This is a genomic window from Streptomyces sp. NBC_01352 (assembly GCF_036237295.1).
Lineage (GTDB): Bacteria > Actinomycetota > Actinomycetes > Streptomycetales > Streptomycetaceae > Streptomyces > Streptomyces plumbiresistens.
Genome location: NZ_CP108354.1, coordinates 1,600,996 through 1,620,610, shown reverse-complemented (window position 1 = coordinate 1,620,610; position 19,615 = coordinate 1,600,996). Strand labels below are relative to the sequence as shown.

General features: G+C 72.2%; 18 protein-coding genes. 6 read left to right on the top strand and 12 right to left on the bottom strand.

Annotation, left to right across the window (positions count from 1 at the left end):
• Positions 1 to 26: 26 nt before the first annotated feature.
• Positions 27 to 671 (bottom strand): peptide deformylase, encoded by a 645-nt coding sequence (locus OG252_RS07790; RefSeq protein WP_266451012.1) that lies wholly within the window; start codon positions 669 to 671, stop codon positions 27 to 29.
• Positions 672 to 821: 150 nt separating this feature from the next.
• Here OG252_RS07790 and OG252_RS07785 point away from each other — a divergent pair, with 150 nt between their 5' ends.
• Complete coding sequence (locus OG252_RS07785) at positions 822 to 2,234, top strand: PepSY-associated TM helix domain-containing protein (protein ID WP_266451013.1); 1,413 nt, start codon at positions 822 to 824, stop codon at positions 2,232 to 2,234.
• Between the two features lie 87 nt (positions 2,235 to 2,321).
• Here the strand turns inward: OG252_RS07785 and OG252_RS07780 are convergent, their stop codons facing one another.
• Positions 2,322 to 2,669, bottom strand: a complete 348-nt coding sequence (locus tag OG252_RS07780; RefSeq protein ID WP_329334726.1) for a tetratricopeptide repeat protein — start codon at positions 2,667 to 2,669, stop codon at positions 2,322 to 2,324.
• A gap of 62 nt (positions 2,670 to 2,731) precedes the next feature.
• Positions 2,732 to 3,175: a MarR family transcriptional regulator gene (locus OG252_RS07775; RefSeq protein ID WP_329334724.1), complete on the bottom strand. Its 444-nt coding sequence runs from the start codon at positions 3,173 to 3,175 to the stop codon at positions 2,732 to 2,734.
• A gap of 135 nt (positions 3,176 to 3,310) precedes the next feature.
• Here OG252_RS07775 and OG252_RS07770 point away from each other — a divergent pair, with 135 nt between their 5' ends.
• A complete protein-coding gene (locus OG252_RS07770) occupies positions 3,311 to 4,276 on the top strand; it encodes a pirin family protein (RefSeq protein WP_329334722.1) in 966 nt (321 codons plus the stop codon).
• 16 nt (positions 4,277 to 4,292) lie between these two features.
• Here the strand turns inward: OG252_RS07770 and OG252_RS07765 are convergent, their stop codons facing one another.
• The 4 genes from OG252_RS07765 to OG252_RS07750 form a co-directional block, all read right to left on the bottom strand.
• On the bottom strand, positions 4,293 to 5,357 hold the full coding sequence (locus OG252_RS07765; protein WP_329334720.1) for a LacI family DNA-binding transcriptional regulator: 1,065 nt from the start codon (positions 5,355 to 5,357) through the stop codon (positions 4,293 to 4,295).
• 119 nt (positions 5,358 to 5,476) lie between these two features.
• Entirely contained in the window at positions 5,477 to 7,858 is a 2,382-nt protein-coding gene (locus OG252_RS07760; RefSeq protein WP_329334718.1) for a beta-galactosidase, read from the bottom strand.
• Complete coding sequence (locus tag OG252_RS07755; RefSeq protein ID WP_329334716.1) at positions 7,858 to 9,618, bottom strand: glycoside hydrolase family 35 protein; 1,761 nt, start codon at positions 9,616 to 9,618, stop codon at positions 7,858 to 7,860. The genes OG252_RS07760 and OG252_RS07755 overlap by 1 nt, the downstream gene beginning before the upstream one ends.
• Positions 9,619 to 9,677: 59 nt before the next feature.
• Positions 9,678 to 10,847, bottom strand: coding sequence for an MFS transporter (locus OG252_RS07750; RefSeq protein WP_329334714.1), 1,170 nt, complete (start codon positions 10,845 to 10,847; stop codon positions 9,678 to 9,680).
• 194 nt (positions 10,848 to 11,041) lie between these two features.
• Here OG252_RS07750 and OG252_RS07745 point away from each other — a divergent pair, with 194 nt between their 5' ends.
• From OG252_RS07745 to OG252_RS07735, 3 genes are all read left to right on the top strand, one after another.
• Positions 11,042 to 11,776, top strand: a complete 735-nt coding sequence (locus tag OG252_RS07745; protein ID WP_443068392.1) for a helix-turn-helix transcriptional regulator — start codon at positions 11,042 to 11,044, stop codon at positions 11,774 to 11,776.
• Positions 11,773 to 12,750, top strand: a complete 978-nt coding sequence (locus OG252_RS07740) for a pyridoxal-phosphate dependent enzyme (RefSeq protein WP_266451088.1) — start codon at positions 11,773 to 11,775, stop codon at positions 12,748 to 12,750. The genes OG252_RS07745 and OG252_RS07740 overlap by 4 nt, the downstream gene beginning before the upstream one ends.
• A 149-nt stretch (positions 12,751 to 12,899) precedes the next feature.
• Positions 12,900 to 13,259, top strand: coding sequence for a cupin domain-containing protein (locus OG252_RS07735; RefSeq protein ID WP_266451089.1), 360 nt, complete (start codon positions 12,900 to 12,902; stop codon positions 13,257 to 13,259).
• A 21-nt stretch (positions 13,260 to 13,280) separates the two neighbouring features.
• Here the strand turns inward: OG252_RS07735 and OG252_RS07730 are convergent, their stop codons facing one another.
• The 5 genes from OG252_RS07730 to OG252_RS07710 form a co-directional block, all read right to left on the bottom strand.
• Positions 13,281 to 14,255 (bottom strand): NAD(P)-dependent alcohol dehydrogenase, encoded by a 975-nt coding sequence (locus OG252_RS07730; protein WP_329334708.1) that lies wholly within the window; start codon positions 14,253 to 14,255, stop codon positions 13,281 to 13,283.
• Positions 14,256 to 14,368: 113 nt separating this feature from the next.
• A complete protein-coding gene (locus OG252_RS07725; RefSeq protein WP_266451091.1) occupies positions 14,369 to 15,727 on the bottom strand; it encodes a vWA domain-containing protein in 1,359 nt (452 codons plus the stop codon).
• The gene (locus OG252_RS07720) at positions 15,724 to 16,581 is read right to left on the bottom strand and encodes an AAA family ATPase (RefSeq protein ID WP_329334705.1); all 858 of its coding nucleotides are present in this window, start codon (positions 16,579 to 16,581) and stop codon (positions 15,724 to 15,726) included. Before OG252_RS07720 ends, OG252_RS07725 begins: the two co-directional genes overlap by 4 nt.
• A gap of 135 nt (positions 16,582 to 16,716) precedes the next feature.
• Positions 16,717 to 18,027: an ABC transporter permease gene (locus tag OG252_RS07715; protein ID WP_329334702.1), complete on the bottom strand. Its 1,311-nt coding sequence runs from the start codon at positions 18,025 to 18,027 to the stop codon at positions 16,717 to 16,719.
• Between the two features lie 3 nt (positions 18,028 to 18,030).
• A complete protein-coding gene (locus OG252_RS07710) occupies positions 18,031 to 18,822 on the bottom strand; it encodes an ABC transporter ATP-binding protein (protein ID WP_411147740.1) in 792 nt (263 codons plus the stop codon).
• Positions 18,823 to 18,981: 159 nt separating this feature from the next.
• Between OG252_RS07710 and OG252_RS07705 the strand changes: the two genes are divergently transcribed.
• Entirely contained in the window at positions 18,982 to 19,560 is a 579-nt protein-coding gene (locus OG252_RS07705) for a hypothetical protein (protein ID WP_266451095.1), read from the top strand.
• The last annotated feature ends 55 nt before the right edge of the window (positions 19,561 to 19,615 follow it).

Sequence of the window (19,615 nt, the reverse complement as noted above, 5' to 3'; positions counted from 1 at the left end):
CTGCGACCTGATCCGCCGGACAGGCCCTAGGGCAGCCGGAACCCGAGGGACGCGGCCGCCTCCTGCGGTGACGGCTGCGTCCACCGCTCCGCCATCGCCTGGCTGGAGGACAGCGAGCGCAGTTCCGCACGGTCCAGGTACAGCGTGCCGTCGAGGTGGTCCGTCTCGTGCTGGACGATCCGTGCGGGCCAGCCGGTGAACACCTCGTCCACCGGGCGGCCCGCCTCGTCCTGGCCGGTCAGCCGCACCTCGGCGGGCCGGGCCACCACCGCCTGCCAGCCCGGCACGCTCAGGCAGCCCTCGAAGAACGCGGCACGGGCGGTGCCGACGGGCTCGTACGAGGGATTGACCAGGACCCGGAACGGCAACGGCACCCGGCCGCGCAGCAGCCGTACCTCCTCCGGCACCGGCGCGGGATCCTCGATGACGGCGAGCCGAAGCGGCACGCCCACCTGAGGCGCGGCGAGGCCCACGCCCGGCGCCGCGTGCATCGTGACCCGCAGGGCCTCGACGAAACGGGCCAGCAGCGCGGGCTCCAGCTGTCCCTCGAAGCGCTCGGTGCCGCGCCGCAGCACCGGATCACCGGCGGCGACGATGGGCAACGGGCCGTCCGTGGCGAGGAGTTCCTCGACCAGTTCCGCCAGGGGCGCGCGATCACGGGGAGAAGCCATCGCGCCAGGATGCCACGAGGCCTGCGAGCACCTCTCACCGTCCGGCGTGACGCACGCCACACGCACTCCCGGGAACTCGGCGCCCCTTCTCCCCGACTTCTGGACCGCCACAGCCGAGAAACATCCCCTGCCCACGGGAGAAGCCCGCCGATGTCCACCGCTCCCTCGACTACCACGGACGAGGCCCCGCAACCCGCCGCCCCGGCGCCGTCGTCCCCCAGCAGATGGTCCTCCCTGCGTCCGCTGATCCTTCGTCTGCACTTCTACGCCGGCGTGTTCGTCGCACCGTTCCTGTTCGTCGCCGCCGTCACCGGCTTCCTGTACGCCGGCGCGTTCCAGGCCGAGAAGATCGTCTACGCCGACGAGATGACCGTCTCGGCCGTCGGTGACGCCAAGCTGCCGATCTCCGAGCAGGTGGCCGCCGCCCGCGAGGCCCACCCCGAGGGCACGGTCTCGGCCGTACGCCCCTCGCCCGAGGACGACGCGACCACCAGGGTGCTGCTGTCCGGCGTCCAGGGCGTCGACCCGGACCACAGCCTCGCGGTGTTCGTCGACCCGTACACCGCGAAGGTGCGGGGCGCGCTGGAGCAGTACGGCTCGACCGGCGCGCTGCCGCTGCGCACCTGGATCGACGAGTTCCACCGCGACCTGCACCTCGGCGAGAACGGCCGCCTCTACAGCGAGTTCGCCGCGAGCTGGCTGGGGGTGATCGCGGCCGGCGGCCTCGTCCTGTGGCTCTCCCGCCGCCGCGCCCTGCGCAAGGTACGCGGCACCAGCGGGCGCCGCCGCACGCTCGGCCTGCACGGCACCGTCGGGGTGTGGGCCGCGGCCGGCTTCATCTTCCTGTCGGCGACCGGCCTGACCTGGTCGACCTACGCCGGCGCGAGCATCGACGAACTGCGCACCTCGCTCGGCCATTCCACCCCGTCGGTCACGGCGACCGCGGGCGGCGAGCACTCGGGCCACGGCGCGTCCGCCTCGGCCGGGGACGCGGATCACGGCGTCGGCCTCGACAAGATCCTGGCCGCCGCCCGCGCGGAGGGGCTCGGGGACCCCGTCGAGATCGTGCCGCCCGCGGACGCCTCCTCGGCGTATGTGGTGAAGCAGGTGCAGCGCAGTTGGCCCACGAAACAGGACTCGGTCGCGATCGACCCGACCACCGGCGAGGTCACCGACGTCCTGCGCTTCGCCGACTACCCGGTGCTGGCCAAGCTGACCCGCTGGGGCATCGACCTGCACACCGGCGTGCTCTTCGGTCTGGTCAACCAGATCGCGCTGATGCTCCTCGCGCTCTCGCTGATCCTGCTGATCGTGCTGGGGTACCGCATGTGGTGGCAGCGCGGCCGAGGCTCCTCCTTCGGGCGGCCGATCCCGCGCGGCGCCTGGCAGCGGGTGCCCCCGCAGATCCTGCTCCCGTGCGTGGCCGCGATCGCCGTGCTCGGCTACTTCGTCCCCCTGCTCGGCATTCCGCTGGCCGCGTTCATCGCCGTGGACGTGGTGCTCGGCGAGATCGCCCATCGGCGGAAGCCGTCCACACCGGCGAGCGGCGCCGACGCGACGTAGCGGACCCACGCAGCCGAGGGCGGCGTGACACATGGCTCGGGCCCGGCTCCCCACAGGGAACCGGGCCCGAGCCACAGTCCGTTCGGATCAGAGCTGCTCGAAGTCGCCCGCGAGCGCCGAGGCGAGGCGCAGGTGTGGCTCCGCCTCCTCGTGCCGGCCCTGCCGCTGCAACGTGCGGCCCAGCATCAGCCGCGCGTAGTGCTCCACCGGGTCCCGCTCGACGATCACACGCAACTCGCTCTCAGCGCGCTGCAGTTGGGCCGAGTGGTAGTAAGCGCGAGCCAGCAGCATCCGCGGTCCGGTCTGCTCCGGCACCTCCTCGACCAGCCCACCCAGCACCCGCGCCGCGGCGGCGTAGTCCTTCGCGTCGAAGAACAGCCCCGCCCGCTCCCAGCGCTCGGCCGGCGTTCCGTGGTCGTAGTACGTCGTTTCCACTGCTGACCTCCTTCGCCGCCTTCAACCGCGCGAGATGGTCAAACATTCCACTACTTCTGCGGCTACTCGGCGAGCGCGGCCAGTTCCGCGTTCGCCCGCTCGGTGACCAGTGCGAGCACCCGCCCCGCGGTCGCCAGATCCTGCGCGGAGATGCCGTCGTAGATCCGGGCGGAGATCTTCCCGGTCTCGGTGCTCACCTCGGTCTGCAGTTCCCGTCCGGCGTCGGTGATCAGCACCTTTGGACCCTCGGTGGTGATGAGTTGCTTGGCGGCCAGCTCCTCGACGACGCCGTGCACGTCCGCCGCCTCGATCTTGAGCGCGTCGACGATCTGCGCCACGAGTGCATCGCGCTCGACGGCGGCGTCGGCGACCGCGACGGGCCTGAGGGTCACCGACTGCTGGAACGTCATGGCGTGGCGGACCAGGACGCTCTCCAGGACCGCGCGTCCGGCGTAGTGGGCCAGCGCGATCACGCGGCCGTCGACGGTGGGTGCGGTGGTGGTCATGACTGCTCCTCTTCTCCCCTTGGTTCAAGCCCTCGGCTCGAGAAATACAGTACATGGATATTATATCCATGGCTACTAATGAACGGGGGCTCGTTGGCCTGACGCGGGAGCCCGCGCAGAGCTAGGTTGAGCGGCATGAGCAATCTTGATCGCGAGGCGGTTCCCGCCCTGTGCGGCGGCCGCGGCTTCGTGGTGGCCGAGCCCGTCCGGGAACTCCTCAGCCCTCGTCACGTCAAGCTCGGCGAATCCACCGAGGTCCGCCGCCTGCTGCCCAACCTGGGCCGCCGCATGGTCGGCGCCTGGTGCTTCGTCGATCACTACGGCCCCGACGACATCGCCGACGAACCCGGCATGCAGGTGCCGCCGCACCCCCACATGGGCCTGCAGACCGTCAGCTGGCTGCACCAGGGCGAGGTACTGCACCGCGACTCCACCGGCAGCCTCCAGACGATCCGCCCGCGCGAACTGGGCCTCATGACCTCCGGCCGGGCGATCAGCCACTCCGAGGAGAGCCCCAAGTCCCACGCCCCGTTCCTGCACGGCGCCCAGCTGTGGGTCGCCCTCCCGGACGGCCACCGCCACACCGATCCGCACTTCGAACACCACGCCGAGCTGCCCCACGTCACGGCACCGGGCCTGACGGCCACGCTCATCCTCGGCACCCTCGACGGCGCGACCTCGCCCGGCACGACGTACACCCCGATCGTCGGCGCCGACCTCGCCCTCGCCCGTGGCACGGACGTACGCCTGCCGCTGGAACCCGACTTCGAGTACGCCGTACTGTCCATGTCCGGCGAGGCGCATGTGGACGGCGTGCCGATGCTGCCCGGCTCGATGCTCTACCTCGGCTGCGGCCGCACCGAACTCCCGCTGCGCGCCGAGTCCGACGCGGACCTGATGCTCCTGGGCGGTGAGCCGTTCGACGAGGAGCTGATCATGTTCTGGAACTGGATCGGGCGCACCCAGGAGGAGATCGAACAGGCCCGCGCCGACTGGATGACCGGATCGCGCTTCGGTGAGGTGAAGGGGTACGACGGGGATCCGCTGCCCGCTCCCGAGCTGCCGGCGACGCCCATGAAGCCGCGGGGCAGGGTGCGCTGACCCGGCAGTCGGTACCTCAGCGCGGCGCCGGTCCGCTGCTGCGGCGGACGACGAGGTCGACCGGGACGAGCGACTCGGGCTGCGTGGGTTCGGCGGGGCCGTCGATGCGGTTGAGCAGGAGGCGCAGGGAGCGGGTGCCGATCTCCGCGAAGTCGGTGCGGACGGTGGTCAGGGGCGGCAGCAGATGCGCGGCCTCCGGGATGTCGTCGTAGCCGACGACGCTGACGTCGCCGGGTACCGAGCGGCCGGCCTCGTGCAGGGCGTGCAGGACGCCGAGCGCCATCTGGTCGTTGGAGGCGAACACGGCCGTGACGTCGGGGCGCGCGGCGAGCCGGCGGCCCAGTTCGTACCCGGAGTCGGCGCTCCAGTCGCCGACGAGCGGCTCGGGGATCTCGGCACCGGCCGCGGCGAGGGTCGACCGCCAGCTGCCCAGGCGGTGGTCGGCGGAGGTCCAGCCGGTCGGGCCGGCGATGTGCCACACGGTCGCGTGGCCGAGCCCGAGGAGGTGCTCGATGGCCTTGCGGGCCCCGGTCCGCGAGTCGCCGGTGACCAGCTCGGTGCTGTCGTCGAGGCCGTTCTCCAGCACTACCAGCGGTGTGTCGAGATGGGTGTCGGCCAGGGCGCGGCCCACCCACAGCTGCGGGGCGATGGCGATCACGCCGTCCGCGCCCTCGGCCGACAGCCGGTTCACGGCCTCGACGACCGTGTCGTGGTCGGCCGTGTCGAGGGCGATGGAGCTGATCAGGTAACCGGCCTCCTGGGCGGCGGTGTTGATCGCGGTGAGGATGGCGGCGGGCCCGTAGCGGGCGGCGTCGAAGGAGATGACCCCGAGCATCCGGGTCCGGCCGCTGGCGAGGGACCTGGCGCTGCGGCTGGGCCGGTAGCCGAGCGTCCGCATGGCCACCAGGACCCCCTCGCGGGTCTCCGGGCGGACGGAGGGGTGGTCGTTCAGCACGCGGGAGACGGTCTGCTTGGAGACACCGGCCAGCCGGGCCACGTCGTCCATCACGGGACGCGAGCCCGCGAAGTTCCGTCTGCTGCGCCCCTTCGGAACGGCCCCGTCGGCGGCGCTTCGGGTCATGGTGGCGGTTTCCTCGACGTCGTTGCGGCGGTGTGGTCCCGCCCGGCAGGACCACAGCATAGGCGGGGGAGTCCCGGGGGCCCGGCGGCGCCGGACCCTCGGGCGGTACGGCCGGGCGGTCAGCCGGCCCGGACGGTCCGGGTGCGGGCGGTGACCCACTCGGCGCGCACCACGGCCGCCGTCTCCCCGGCGCCGCCCGCCTCCTCCGGTACGTACACCGGGGCGTCCGTGTGCAGGGGCAGCAGCCTCAGCCGCAGACCGTCCGCGCGCAGGGCGTCGGCGGGCAGCCGGTCGAGGCCGATGTCCCAGACCCGCCCCGAGAAGAACTGGTCGGCGACGAGTACGTCCCCCACGTACGCCCGCCCCACGTCACCGGTCCAGTGCAGGCGCAGCAGGGTCCCCGGCGGCAGCTCGTCCGGCACCTCGACCCGGTACTCGGCGGCGACGGTGTCGAAGTACTTGTCCGCGGGCGCGCTCGCCCGGCCCTGCACACCGGTCGTGGTCTCGGGCGCCGGACCGGCGGGCCGGACCAGGGTGACCCGAGGGACGTCCCCCGCGCTCCCGCGCGACGGGACCCGGTAACGGGTGAACACCCCGTCCGCCTCCGGGCTCACCGGCACCCCGTCCACCACCGGCGCCCGCGCCGGCGCGGGCAGCACCGCGAACGACACGGGCGCCTGCGAGCCGTGCAGCCGTACCTCCTCGTGGTCGAAGACGACCCCGTCCCCGCACAGCACCAGCCGCTCGGCACCCCACGCCTCGCCCCGGTAGGCGGTACGAGCCGTCGCCGCGTCCAGGACCAGCAGGCCGATCCGCCGGCCGTCCGCCGTCTCCACCTCGACCAGGGCGTCGGTGCCGGGCCGCAGCCCGGTGACCAGCAACCGGCCGCCGACGGGCGTGACCTCCCCGGTCGGGGAGCCGACCGACGCCACCGTCGACGCGTCCAGGGCGAGTTCGGGAGCGATGCCCTCGGTCGCGGCCAGCACCAGGACCGTACGGCCGTCCGCCTGGACCGTGCACACCGGCTGGGCGGTGGCCCACTCCAGCCGCAGCCCCGCCACGTCGAGCCGCAGCGGCCAGCAGAAGTAGGCGCCGCGAGGGACGGTGACGGGGACACTGGGCAGGGTCAACTCGTCCGAGCCGTCCGGGAACGCGACCGTGAACGACGTGTCCGGGTGGTCCGGCAGCGGCTCGTGCGGCTGGTGGTTGTTGACGAACAGGAACCCCGAGGTGCCGTCGCTGCGCACGGCCCAGCGCAGGGTCTCCCGGTCGTTCTGAGCCGCAGGCTGCCGCTCGGGCAGCACGGACTCCATCGGCGCGACGGCAGGCCCGAAGTCCGCCAGCATCAGGTGCTGCAGCCGCAGTTCGTGATAAGTCCGCCGGTACTGGCCGTACTCGCCGAGCGGGGCCTGGAAGTCGTACGTCAGCACGGGCAGGTCGTTGGGGTAGCCGGTGGCGTGGGACTCCTGGAGCGTGGTGAGTTCACCGGCGGGGTTGGTGCCGCCGTGGAACATGTAGAAGCCCTGCCAGACCGAACCGCAGCCGATCTTGGTGAGGCCGAGCGCGCCGATGTCGTCGGGGTCCACGCGCGGCCTGCGGTGGTACGACACCGCCATGCCGCCGCCCAACTCGCAGGTGGCCCAGGGAAACCGGTCGGCGAAGGCGTCCGGCTCGCCGCCGCGCACGGTGGTGGGCCTCAGGTCGGCGCCGATGCCCTCGTCGTCGCGCTGGTGGGTGAAGAAGAAGTGCTTGCGGCAGGTGTCGGGCCAGCCGCCGTCCGCCTCGGTCCAGAAGGTCTCGGTGTAGCCGCCGTACAGCGGAAGCAGCTCGTCGGGCGGGAGCTGGACCCCGCCCCAGGCGGTCGACGTCCACAGCGGGGCGCTCATTCCGGCCTCTTGGGCCATGCGCTTCAGGGTGAGGAGATGGCCGGGCTGGTCGTAGAGCTCGTTCTCGACCTGGATCGCCACGATCGGGCCGCCGTGCGCGCGGTCGAGGCCGCGCAGCTGCTCGGCGATCGCCGCGAACCAGGTGCGTACGGGCTCCAGGTAGGCGGGGTCGTCGGTGCGCGGGGTGCAGTCGCGGGCCAGCAGCCAGTCGGGCAGGCCGCCGCCCCGGACCTCCGCGTGCGACCAGGGGCCGATGCGCGGGATGAAGTCCAGGCCGTGGCGGGCGCACAGCTCCGCGAAGCGGCGCAGGTCGCGGTCGCCGTCGAAGCGGACGCGGCCCTCGATCTCCTCGTGGTGGATCCAGATGAGGTAACTGGCGACGGCCGTGACGCCGCCCGCCTTCATCTTCAGCAGCTCCTCCTCCCACTCGCCGGCCGGGTAGCGGGAGTAGTGGAACTCGCCGGAGACCGGGAACCAGGGGCGCCCGCCGCGGGTGAGCCAACGACTGTTGACCTCGATCGGGTCGGGCACGCCCGGGGCGTCGGAGAAGGGCAGATGTCCGGCCGCCGGTGGCCCGGCGGGGGAGGGGACGCGCAGGCGGTGCGGGTGGGCCATCAGTCGTTCTCCGGTCCGAGGTCGGGAGTGTCGGTGAGCTGGGCGCGGGTGCCGGTGGTGGCGTGCAGCTCCAGCAGGACCAGTTCGTTGGCGCCCGGACGCAGGACCGGGCCGGGGACGTACAGCGTGCGCTGCGGACCGCGGTTCCAGTAGCGGCCCAGGTGGAAGCCGTTGACCCAGGCCTGGCCCTTGGTCCAGCCGGGCAGGGCGAGGAAGGTGTCCGCGGGGGTGTCCACCTCGAACGTCCCCCGGTGGAAGGCGGGTACCGCGTCCGTGGCCGCGTCGGACGGCACGAACGGCACCGCGCCCAGGTCGGCCGACGGGACGGCTCGGCACTCCCAGCCGTGCAGGGCCTCGCCCTGGAAGGACACCGGGCCGAGCAGCCCCTTGGGCGCGCCGATCCGCGGCCCGTAGTTGACCCCGCCCTGGTTCTCCACCAGCACCTCGAGGACGGCACCGGGCGCCGGCACCCGTACGGGCAGCGTCTCGTCGTGGCGTTCGCGCTCCAGTACGCCGACGGAGGCCCCGTCCACGAAGACCTGGGCGCGGTCGCCGACACCGCCCGAGAAGCGCAGCAGACCGTCGCCCGAACCGGGAACGGTGGTGCGGTACAGGACGTAACCGGTGTCCACCCCGAGGTCGTTCGCCGTCACCGGGTCCTCGCTGCGCACTGCGCCGTCCAGTGTGCGCAGATACGGCAGCAGCGGGGCCCGGCGGTCCAACTCGACGGTCGTCTCCGGGAGTTTGGGGCCCGGCGCCGGGGCCGGCTCGTCGGGGACCGGCGCGTGCCGGGCGATCACTTCGCGGAAGGCGTGGTACTTGGGGCCCGGGTCGCCGCTCTCGGTGAGCGGGGCGTCGTAGTCGTACGACGTGACGGTGGGCTCGTAGGCGTGCTTGTGGTTGGCGCCGTTGGTGAAGCCGAAGTTGGTGCCGCCGTGGAACATGTAGATGTTGACGGAGGCGCCGGCGGACAGCAGCCGGTCCAGGTCGGCCGCCGCGTCGGCCGCCGACCGGGTGTGGTGCGGCCCGCCCCAGTAGTCGAACCAGCCGATCCAGAACTCGGCGCACATCAGCGGGCCTTCGGGCTGATGGGTGCGCAACGCGCCCAGATTCTCCTCGACCCGGCTGCCGAAGGTCGCCGTGGCGAGCAGGCCGGGCAGGCTCCCCGCGGCCAGGTGATCGGCGCCCGCCTGGTCGCAGGTGAACAGCAGCTCGTCGACGCCCCGGGAACGCAGGGCCTGTTCGACGTGCTTGAGGTACGCGGTGTCGTCGCCGTACGCCCCGTACTCGTTCTCCACCTGTACGGCGATCACCGGCCCGCCGTTCGCGGCGAAGTGCGGCAGCAGCGGCGGCAGGAGCTGGTCGAGATAGCGGTCGAAGGCGTCGGTGAAGCGCGGGTCGCTGGTGCGCAGCCGGATGCCGGGGTCCGAGACCAGCCACGCGGGCAGCCCGCCGTCGTCCCACTCGGCGCAGATGTACGGCCCGGGGCGCAGCAGCACCTGCAGGCCCTCCGCCTGCGCCAGCCGCAGGAAGCGGGGCAGGTCGAACAGGCCGTCGAGGACGAGGGTGCCGGGCACGGGCTCGTGCAGGTTCCACGGCAGGTACGTCTCGACCGTGTTCAGGCCCATGAGGCGTGCCTTGCGCAGCCGGTCGGTCCACTGGTCGGGATGGACGCGGAAGTAGTGCAGGGCCCCGGAGATGATCCGGAACGGCTCGCCGTGCAGGAGGAAACCGTCGGACGAGGTCGTCAGAGCGGGCATGCGGGTGCTTCCCTTCGGTTCGCTTCGATTCGGGTACGACAGCCGGTGCCGGTCCCGGTTCACCGGGTGCGTGTGCTGCGGATGAGCCAGAGCGTGGCGGCCAGGCACAGCGCCGAGACACCGCCGAGCAGCAGCGGCACCGATCGGACGCCGGCCTCCTCGATCGCCTTGCCGAGCGCCGGCCCCGCCGCGACCCCGCCGACCATGGACGCGGCGATGACCAGGGCCCCGGCCCGCCGGGCGCTCGGGGCCGCCCGGTGCAGCCAGGGCAGGCCGGTGGGGAAGATCGGGGCGATGAACAGACCGACACCGGCGTACGCGTACGGTGCGAGCGCCGGGATCGACGCCAGCAGCAGACAGAGCGTCATGCCCGTGCAGGAGACCGTGATGATGGCCTGGGCGGAGAAGCGCAGGGCGATCGGCGCGACCAGGAACCGGCCGACGGTCATCATCAGCCAGTACACGGAGGTCGCGGTCGCGGCGACCCCGGCGCCGTATCCGACGGTCTCCAGATGGGTCGGCTCCCAGCCGCCGACGCCCGCCTCGATGCCCACGTGCAGCACGTACAGCGCGACGAACACGGCGAGCACCGAGCCCAGACTGCGGCCCAGGACCCGCCGGTCACCGGTCTCGGGTCCGTCCGTCGGCCCGGGCGCACGGTCGCGTATGCCCTTCAGGCACAGCAGCAACGGCAGGTTGGCGAGCGCGAAAGCGAGGAAGACCGCCGGGTAGTGCTCGGCGCCGATCATGCCGATCAGTGCCGGGCCGAGGATCGCGCCGATGCCGAAGTGCGCGTTCAGGATGTTCAGCATCGCGGTCGAACGGCGGCCGAAACCGACCGCGAACAGCTGGTTGAGGCCGTAGTCGATGCCGCCGAAGCCGAGCCCCGCCAGTAGTGCCATGACCAGTGCGGCCGGCCAGTTCGGAGCGAGCGCGAAGCCCGCCGCGCCGACCGCCATGAGCAGGTACGAGGCGCCGAGGATCTGCCGGTTGCCGAGGCGGCCGTAGAGCCGGTCGAAGAGCAGCACACCGGCCACCCCGCCGACGAAGTGGGCGCTCAGTCCCAGCCCCGCGGCCGAGGGGGACAGCCCGAACTCCTCGCGGAACGCCGGGATGGCCGGCCCGTACAGCGCCTGGAGCGCGCCGATGAGGACGAAGCCCACGCAGGAGGCCACCACGGCGGCGGGACTGAAGACCGGGGTGTCCGGCCGTACTTCGATGGACGGCATCGGTCTGCTGCTGTCGACAACTCGTTCTTCCCCCGGCACAGCACGCCTCTCGTTGGCTTCGACCGTTGTGATGTTACCGGTAACATCCCGCCCGTCAAGATCCCGGACAGGGATCGGTGCGAGGGGTGAATTGGACTGTCAGTCCAGGCATTGGACGTGTAGTCTAGAAGACCTGGTCGCGGCAGGAAGGGCGGGTGTCGGTGGGCGAGACGAGTGTGGAGGCGGAGCGGGACGCGGTCATCGCCGCCCTGGTCCCGGTGATCGACGGGATCGCGGCGACGTTCGGCCCGGTGTGCGAGGTGGTGCTCCATGACTACCGGCGCCCGGAGCAGTCGGTGGTCGCCATCGCCGGCTCCGTGACGGGGCGCGCGGTGGGCGGCGCGATGAGCGAGATCGGCATGCGGATCGTCGCCCGGGGCGAGGAGGCGGCCGACGAGCTGAACTACGTCACCCGGACCCGGACCGGCCAGACCCTCAAGTCGTCCACGATGGTGCTGCGGGACTCCACGGGCGCGGTGTTCGGCGCGCTGTGCGTGAACCTGGACGTCACCACGCTCACCGAGGCCCACACCGTGATCGGAGCGCTGACCGGCATCGGCCGCCCGCCCGCCGAACTGCCGGTCACCACCTTCGGCAACGACATCGACTCCGTCGTCGACGTCATCCTCGACGACCACCACCTGAGACAGGACCGGGCGTGGGCGGGCCTCGACCGCGCGGCCCGCCTGGAGCTCTTCCGCGGCCTCGACGAGCGCGGGGTGTTCGCGGTGCGCCGCTCGGTCGAACAGGTCGCCGGCCGGCTCGGCATCTCCCGCGCCTCCGCGTACAGCTACCTCTCCCAGGCCCGGGCCGCGACGGAGGCGCCCCCCGACCCCACGGACCCCACCGACTCCACCGACTCCACCGACTCTTCCGGAGGACACGCGTGACGACCACCACCCCGCCGGTCACCCTCGACGACATCCGTGACGCGGCCGCCCGCCTCAAGGGCGTCGCGCACCACACCCCCGTACTGCGCTCCCGCACCCTCGACGCGCTCGTCGGTGCCGAGGTCTTCCTCAAGTGCGAGAACTTCCAGCGCGTCGGGGCCTTCAAGTTCCGCGGCGCCTACAACGCGGCCTCGCGGCTGACCCCGGACCAGCTCGCCCGGGGCATCGCCACCTACTCCTCCGGCAACCACGCCCAGGCCGTCGCCCTCGCCGCCCGCGAGCTCGGCACCACCGCGGTGATCGTGATGCCGCACGACGCCCCGGCCTCGAAGCGGGACGCCACCGCGGGATACGGCGCCGAGATCGTGACGTACGACCGCTACACCGGCGACCGCGTCGCCATCGCCGAGGCCCTGGCGGCCGAACGGGGCCTCGCGGTCATCCCGCCGTACGAACACCCCCACGTCATCGCCGGACAGGGCACGGCGGCACTCGAACTCCTTGAAGAGGTGGGCGAGTTGGACGCGCTGATGACTCCGGTCGGCGGTGGCGGACTGATCGCCGGGAGTGCCACGGCGGCCAAGGGCCAGTACGCGAACCTCAGGATGATCGGCGTCGAGCCGGAGGCCGGGGACGACACCAAGCGGTCGCTGGAGGCGGGCCGGCGCATCGAGATCCCCGTGCCGCACACCATCGCCGACGGCCAGGCGCTGCACACACCCGGCGAACTCACCTTCTCCGTCAACCGGCTGCTCGTCGACGCGATCGAGCTGGTCTCGGACGACGAGATCCGGGAGGCGATGCGATTCGCCTTCGAGCGCCTGAAGATCGTCGTCGAACCGAGCGGCGCCACACCGCTGGCCGCCCTGCTCGCGGGCCGGATGGGCAGCCTGCCCCGCCGGGTCGGGGTGATCATCTCCGGGGGGAACGTCGACGCCGAGCGCTTCGCCCGCCTGTGCGGGGGCACGGACTGACGCGGAAGGGCCGTCACCCGAATGGCGGTTCCCGGTCGGCGGGCGGACCATGGAGTGGTGGGGCGCGGCCCCGTCGGTGCCGCTCGCGGTGGGCGGGAGGCGGAGACCGGCCCCGGCCGTATAGAGCCCGGCCGGAAGGGAGAGCCGTCATGATCGAGGTGAAGACGCTCGACAAGCCGGACGAGCGCCGCGATTTCCCCCGGGGCCATCTCGAAGCCGTCCACCTCAGTGGACTCGACTTCGCCGTGGCCACCTTCGAACCGGGCTGGCGCTGGTCGGAGTCCGTGGCCCCCATCGCGGGCACGGACAGCTGTCAGATCCACCACAACGGCTATGTCGTCCAGGGGCGTATGCGCATCCGCATGGACGACGGCGGTGAGGCCGAAGTGGGTCCCCACGACACCTTCGTGTGCCCGCCCGGACACGACGCCTGGGTCGTGGGTGACGAACAGGTCGTGGTGTACGACTTCGCCGGAGGCATGGCGAAGGACTACGCGAAGGCCGACTGACACCCGTCGAGGGCGCGCGCCTCACACGGTGACGACCACCTTGGCGCGCGCGTGCTCGACCTCCAGATACCGCATCGCCTCGGGCACCTCGCCCAGCGGATAGGTGCGGTCGACGACCGGGGCGATCTTCCCGGACTCGACGAGCTCCCGCAGTGCCGCGAGGTTCGCCCTGCTGGGTTTCGCCGGGAGTTCGAGCAGGCGTTGGCGGACGAAGGGCGACGTCAGGCGCCGCTTGATGAAGAGCCCCATCGGGCCGAGCAGGCTCCCGCCCTCGAACACACCCCCGCCGGACAGGACGAGCGTCCCGGTGGGGGTCACAGTGCGCCGGAACGCGCCGAGGGAGTGGTTGCCCACCAGGTCCAGGACGACCTCGTACCGACGTCCGGCGCGGGTGAAGTCCTCCCGCGTGTAGTCGATGACGTGGTCCGCGCCGAGCGAGCGGACGAGGTCGACATTGCGGGTGCTGCACACGCCGGTCACCTCCGCGCCGTACGCCTTGGCGATCTGCACGGCGAAGGTGCCGACCCCGCCCGAGGCCCCGTTCACCAGCACCGTTTGCCCCGCCCGCACCCCGGCCACGTCCCGCAGGCCGATGAGCGCGGTGTTCGCGGCCAGGGGGATCGCGGCCGCCTGCTCGAAGCCGAGGCCGGCCGGCTTGTGGCCCACCGCGTCGTCGGCGGCGCACACGAACTCCGCGAAGGCGCCGTCGGCCTCGCCGTACACCTCGTCGCCGGGGCTCAGCCCCTCGACCCCGGCGCCGACCGCCTCGACCCGCCCGGCGAAGTCCCGGCCCCGGATCCTCTGCTTAGGCGCGCGCAGCCCCATCATCAGGCGGGCGATCTTCGGGTCGCCGCGCATGAAATGCCAGTCGTAGGCGTTGAGCGCCGCCGCCTGCACCCGCACCAGCACCTCGCCGGCGGCGGGCACGGGCGGATCGACCTCCCTGACCTCCAGGGTGTCCGCCGAGCCGTACCTGTCCTGGACCACTGCCTTCATGGGTTCCCCCTCTGTTGCTGCGGAGCGTAAGGGGAGGAAAGGCGGCACGGATATCGGGGACAAGCCCTACTTCTTTGGGATGAGCCGACGCCCGGGGCGACCGCAGCGGTGCGTCAGACCGGCAGCAGGCGCCCCACCAGGGCGCTGAGCTGCCGGGCGTTGCGGCACTCGTGCATCTCGACGACCTCGGCGTAGTCGGGGGCGGCGGAGTCGCCCGTGCCCCACTGGGAGCGCGCCTCCGGGTTCAACCAGTAGACACGGCGGGCTTGTCGGGCGATCTGGCGTACGGCGGGCAGGTTCGGGTCGCTCATGTTCGTACGGGCGTCACCGAGGACGAACACCGTGGTGCGCGGGCCGACCGCGTCGCCGTACCGCTCCGCGAACTCGCCCAGCGCGACGCCGTAGTCGCTGCTGCCGTGCCAGCCGGTGAGCGTCGCCTCGGCGCGGATGCGGGCGCCGAGGCCTTCCGCGTCGGCCGCGCCGTGCACGAGGAGCCGGGTCACCTCGTCGATCCGGTTGACGAAGGCGAACACCCGCACCTTGCTGAACTGGTCGTGCAGCGCCTGCACCAGCAGCATCGTGAAGTCCGAGAACCCGGACACCGACCCCGACACATCGCACAGCAGCACCAGTTCGGGCCGGGCGGGACGGCGCCGGCGCAGCACGGGCCGCATCGGCACCCCGCCCGTCGACAGCGACCCGCGCAGGGTGCGCCGCAGATCGATGCTGCCGCGCGCGGCCCGGCGCCGACGCGCGGCGAGCCGGGTGGCGAGCTTGCGGGCCAGCGGCTGCACCGTCCTGCGCAGCTCGGCCAGCCGGTCCTTCCCGGCGAACAGGAAGTCCACCCGGTCGGCGGTCGGGGCCACCGCCCGCCGCGCGATCTCGTCCCGGCCCCGCCGCTCGGCGACCCGCCGCCGCGCCTCCGCGCCCACCATCCGGCGGAACGCCTCGATGCGTCGCCGGATCTCGTCCTCCAGCAGCCGGTCCGTGAACCCCGGCCCGCCGCCCTGCGCCCGCACGTCGTCGCGCACGCGGGCGAGCAGAGTCTGCGGGCGGATCCGGTCGAGTGCCTGGTACGACGACCAGCCGTCCGAGGCCGGCGAGGACCCGTATCCGCCGAAGCCGTCGACCGCCTCGGCCGCCAGCCCGGCCATCAGCGCCCGGTCGTTGGCGGCCAGCGCGGCCGCGAGCCGCTCGCGCAGGTCGTCCCGGTCCGCGGCCTGCGTCTCCGGCGCTCCCACGCTCCGCGGGAAGTACAGGTCGAAGACCGGGTCGAACACGGGTCGTTGGGCCGTGCCGTGCAGGAGTGTCGCCGCCAGCCCCTCCCGCAGCAGCTCGCGGTCCGCGAACCCCAGGGCCGCCACCGCCTGTGCCGCGTCCACGGTCTCGCCGGTGCCGACGCGGATGCCGTGCGCACGCAGCGCGCCGACCAGGGACGTCAGCCGCTCCGCGACACCGGCCGGGGTACTCACAGAGCTCCCAGGTCCAGCTTGGCACCGGCCTTGAGGACGTCGTCCTGGTGCTTGAGCAGCACGCCGAGGGTGTCGCGTACGACGGCCTCGTCGAGCGTGCCGGCGCCCAGCGCGAGAAGCGTGCGCGCCCAGTCGATGGTCTCGGCGACCGAGGGCACCTTCCGCAGGTCCATGGCCCGCAGTGCGCCGACCAGCTGGACCACCGACCCGGCCAGCGCCTCGTCGAGGCCCGGCACCTTCAGCCGTACGATCCGACGCTCCAACTCCTCCTCCGGGAACCCGATGTGGAGGAACAGGCAGCGCCGGCGCAGTGCCTCGGACAGCTCACGGCTCGCGTTCGAGGTGAGGACGACGAAGGGGCGCCGGGTCGCGGTGATCGTGCCCAGTTCGGGGACGGTGACCTGGAAGTCGCTGAGCACTTCCAGGAGCAGACCCTCGACCTCCACGTCCGCCTTGTCGGTCTCGTCGATCAGCAGCACCTTGGGCTCGTCGCCGCGGATCGCGGTCAGCAGCGGACGGGGGAGCAGGAACTCCTCGCTGAAGATGTCCGTGCGGGCCTCGTCCCACGTCTCGTCCCGGCCGGCGCTGATCCGCAGCAACTGTTTGGCGTGGTTCCACTCGTACAGCGCCCGGGACTCGTCGACGCCCTCGTAGCACTGCAAGCGCACCAGCCGTGCCCCCGCGACCTGCGCCACGGCCTTGGCCAGCTCCGTCTTGCCGACCCCGGCGGGGCCCTCCACGAGCAGTGGCTTGCCGAGACGGTCGGCCAGGAAGACCGTCGTGGCGACGGCGGGCGAGGCGAGGTAGCCGGTTTCGGCCAGACGTGCGGAGACGTCGTCGACGGAAGTGAACAACGGGAGCCTCCAGCTCGGCGGCGGGTACCTGGGACCACACTATCTAAGCGCTTGTTCAGCGCTTGTGTCACCAGGAATCCGGTGATCCGTAAACAGCGGGCGGGCGTCGGGGCGGCCGCCCGCTGTCGAACGTGCTCACGCAGCCACCGCGACCGCCCCCACGGCCGGAGTGCGCAGCACCCGCCGGGCCGTCGCCAGGCTCGTGCCCAGCGTGGCCGCCGCCGCGACCGCCACGACCGCCAGCCAGATGCCGAGGCCCTGATGCGGCAGGACCGAGTCGGTGCGGACCACGGTGAACGGGATGATCCCGGCCAGCGCGGCCACCGTGCCGAAGAACAGCCCCGTGACCGTCAGGATCAGCCCCTCCGTGCCCACCGTGCCCAGCACCTGGCCCGGAGTCGCCCCCGCGAGGCGCTGCTGCCCGAACTCCCGGCGGCGGTAAGTGGTCGCCGCGTACAGCGAGTTGACCAGCATCACGCAGACGAACACCACGATGATGCCGACCACGGTGAAGTTCAGGGTTTCCAGGTTCTTGGCGTCGACCGACTTGGTCAGCCCCGAGGCCTCGACCGCGTTGCTCTCCACCGCCTGCATGTACAGCGTGGCCGTGGCGACCGCCGTGAACAGGATCAGCGACATCAGGATCCCGGCGAGGTGGTCCGCCCGGCGGCGCAGGTTGCGCACCGCCAGCCAGCCGCTCGCACCGGTCAGCGGCAGCCGGTCCAGCACGCCCTTCAGCAGCCGCGGCGACAGCAGGGCGAAGCCCACCGACAGCAGGATCGCCCCGTACGCGGGCGCCGCCATCAGCGCCGCGTCCGTCGCCGAGATCGCGAAGGTGGCGCACACCGCCGCCGCGCCGGTGACGAGGGCGGCGTACGCGAAGAACGTCCGTCCCCTGCCCCGCCGTTCGTGCCCGTGCGTCGCCCGCCGTACGGCGAGGAACGCGGCGCCCGCCGCCGCGAGCAGCGTGACGTCGACACCCGACAGCAGCGCGACCGCACCGAAGGAGTGGTCGACGGACCGCGCGACCTGCCCGCTGTCCTGGAACACCTCCAGCAGAGCCCGCCCGCCGAGCATCGCCGGGCCGATCGCCAGCACCGCCCCCACCAGGGCCACGGCCACCGCCTCACCCACCACCATCCGCTTGAGCTGCGCCGGAGTCGCCCCCGAGCAGCGCAGCAGCTCCAACTCGGCCGCACGCTGACGGACGTTGACCGTGAGCGTCGAGGCGACGGCGAAGAACACCAGGAGGGTGCCGTAGCCGCCGACCACGCTCGCCGCGGTGGTCAGCGTCTGAGCGCTCACCGAGTCGACGCCGCTCTGCGCCGCCGTGTCGTGCATCGAGTTGAACGTCATGATGATCGCCGCGCCCAGGAAGGCGGACAGCAGTGTCGCCGGGAAACGTCCGGGCCGCTGCCGGATCGACCGCATCGCGAGCATGAACATCGCTCACACCCCCGCCGTCATGTCGTCGCCCAGGTGCGCCAGCCGCTCGGCGACCGCGTCCGCCGTAGGAGCGTCCATCCGCCCGGCCAGCCGGCCGTCGGCGAGGAACAGCACGGAGTCGGCGTAGGAGGCGGCGACCGGGTCGTGCGTCACCATCACCACGGTCCGGCCGTGCACGCCCACCACCTGCTGGAGCAGCCGCAGCACGTCCCGCGCACTGCGGGTGTCCAGGGCGCCGGTGGGTTCGTCCGCGAAGATCACCCTGGGTTCGGTGACCAGCGCGCGGGCGATCGCCACGCGCTGGCGCTGGCCGCCGGACAACTGGTCGGGACGGTGCCCGAGCCGGTCGCCCAGGCCGACGGACGTCAGCACCTCACGGGCCCGCGCGCGGTCCACGCGCCGCCCGGCGAGCCTGAGCGGCAGCACCGTGTTCTGGGCGACGGTCAACGTGTCCAGCAGGTTGTACTGCTGGAACACGAACCCGATTCGCCCGCGCCGGAACTTCGTGAGCTCGGCCTCGCCACCCCCGGTCAGCTCCGTGCCGTCCACCCGCACGATGCCGCTGTCCGGCCGGTCGAGGCCGGCCGCGCACTGCAACAGGGTCGACTTGCCGGAGCCCGACGGTCCCATCACCGCGGTGAAGGTGCCGCGTCCGAGAGTGAGGGTGACGCCGTCAAGGGCGGTCACGGCACTCTCGTCCGTCCCATAGGTCTTGGTGACCTTGACCAGCCGCAGTGCTTCGGCGGCGGGTCCCGTGTCGTGCGTACGTCGCGAACCTGCGCGAAACATCGTCATCACTCTCCGTCCGGCACGCCGTGTGCCTCGCTCAAGAAGCTACGGAGACGGCGGGCGGAGCACATTGGGCGCAGGACCCGTATGGAGAGGTGTACTCAGTGACACCCACGGCCGGATATGGAAAGGCGAGTTGTCAGTGGCTCCTTGTACGTTGCAGACATGGGGATGTATCTGGTCAGTGTCGGTCGGCAGGAATGGTTCAGTGACGACGAGGACCTCGGGGGGAAGGGCGCGATCGCCTCGGCGCTCAACGAGGAGTTGAGACTGCGTGGGCTGCCGCCGTACGAATCCGTCCCGGAGCTGAGTCCGGCCCTGTGGTTCGAGGAGAAGCTGAGCCTTCCCATGACCGGGTTCAGCGCGTTGTGTCGTGCGCATCTGACGCCCGAGGAGGAAGAAACCCTCTGTGGCTGGTCGGAGATGGTGCCGGTCTCTCTCGACGAGGAGATCACGCTGCCCGTCGGCGGTGCCTACACGGTCATGACGGTGGTGGCGGGGGCGCCTCAGGTACTCGCCGCCGCCGAGCGGCTGGCGTCGGCGATCGGGCTGCCGCCCGAGGTGCCGGACGTGTTCCCGAACCTCGGCCTGACGATGTGGTTCCTGGACGGACAGGCCAAGGACCTGGCCGCCACCCGGCCGGGACCGTGGAGCGAGGACCTCAACTCGGCCTTCTACGCGGCGCTGTATCTCCGTGCCGCCCAGCACTCACTGCGCTGCGGGGTGCCCCTGTCGTACTCCTGATCCCGTGTCCGTCACCGGTTTCGGACTCCACCTGTGCGCCCATCGGTACAGGTCA

Bases quoted from the DNA above. Each gene is read 5' to 3' on its own strand.
- OG252_RS07790 (WP_266451012.1), bottom strand. From the start codon at position 671: ATGGCTTCTCCCCGTGATCGCGCGCCCCTGGCGGAACTGGTCGAGGAA.
- OG252_RS07785 (WP_266451013.1), top strand. From the start codon at position 822: ATGTCCACCGCTCCCTCGACTACCACGGACGAGGCCCCGCAACCCGCC.
- OG252_RS07775 (WP_329334724.1), bottom strand. From the start codon at position 3,175: ATGACCACCACCGCACCCACCGTCGACGGCCGCGTGATCGCGCTGGCC.
- OG252_RS07770 (WP_329334722.1), top strand. From the start codon at position 3,311: ATGAGCAATCTTGATCGCGAGGCGGTTCCCGCCCTGTGCGGCGGCCGC.
- OG252_RS07765 (WP_329334720.1), bottom strand. From the start codon at position 5,357: ATGACCCGAAGCGCCGCCGACGGGGCCGTTCCGAAGGGGCGCAGCAGA.
- OG252_RS07760 (WP_329334718.1), bottom strand. From the start codon at position 7,858: ATGGCCCACCCGCACCGCCTGCGCGTCCCCTCCCCCGCCGGGCCACCG.
- OG252_RS07755 (WP_329334716.1), bottom strand. From the start codon at position 9,618: ATGCCCGCTCTGACGACCTCGTCCGACGGTTTCCTCCTGCACGGCGAG.
- OG252_RS07750 (WP_329334714.1), bottom strand. From the start codon at position 10,847: ATGCCGTCCATCGAAGTACGGCCGGACACCCCGGTCTTCAGTCCCGCC.
- OG252_RS07735 (WP_266451089.1), top strand. From the start codon at position 12,900: ATGATCGAGGTGAAGACGCTCGACAAGCCGGACGAGCGCCGCGATTTC.
- OG252_RS07730 (WP_329334708.1), bottom strand. From the start codon at position 14,255: ATGAAGGCAGTGGTCCAGGACAGGTACGGCTCGGCGGACACCCTGGAG.
- OG252_RS07715 (WP_329334702.1), bottom strand. From the start codon at position 18,027: ATGTTCATGCTCGCGATGCGGTCGATCCGGCAGCGGCCCGGACGTTTC.
- OG252_RS07710 (WP_411147740.1), bottom strand. From the start codon at position 18,822: ATGACGATGTTTCGCGCAGGTTCGCGACGTACGCACGACACGGGACCC.
- OG252_RS07705 (WP_266451095.1), top strand. From the start codon at position 18,982: ATGGGGATGTATCTGGTCAGTGTCGGTCGGCAGGAATGGTTCAGTGAC.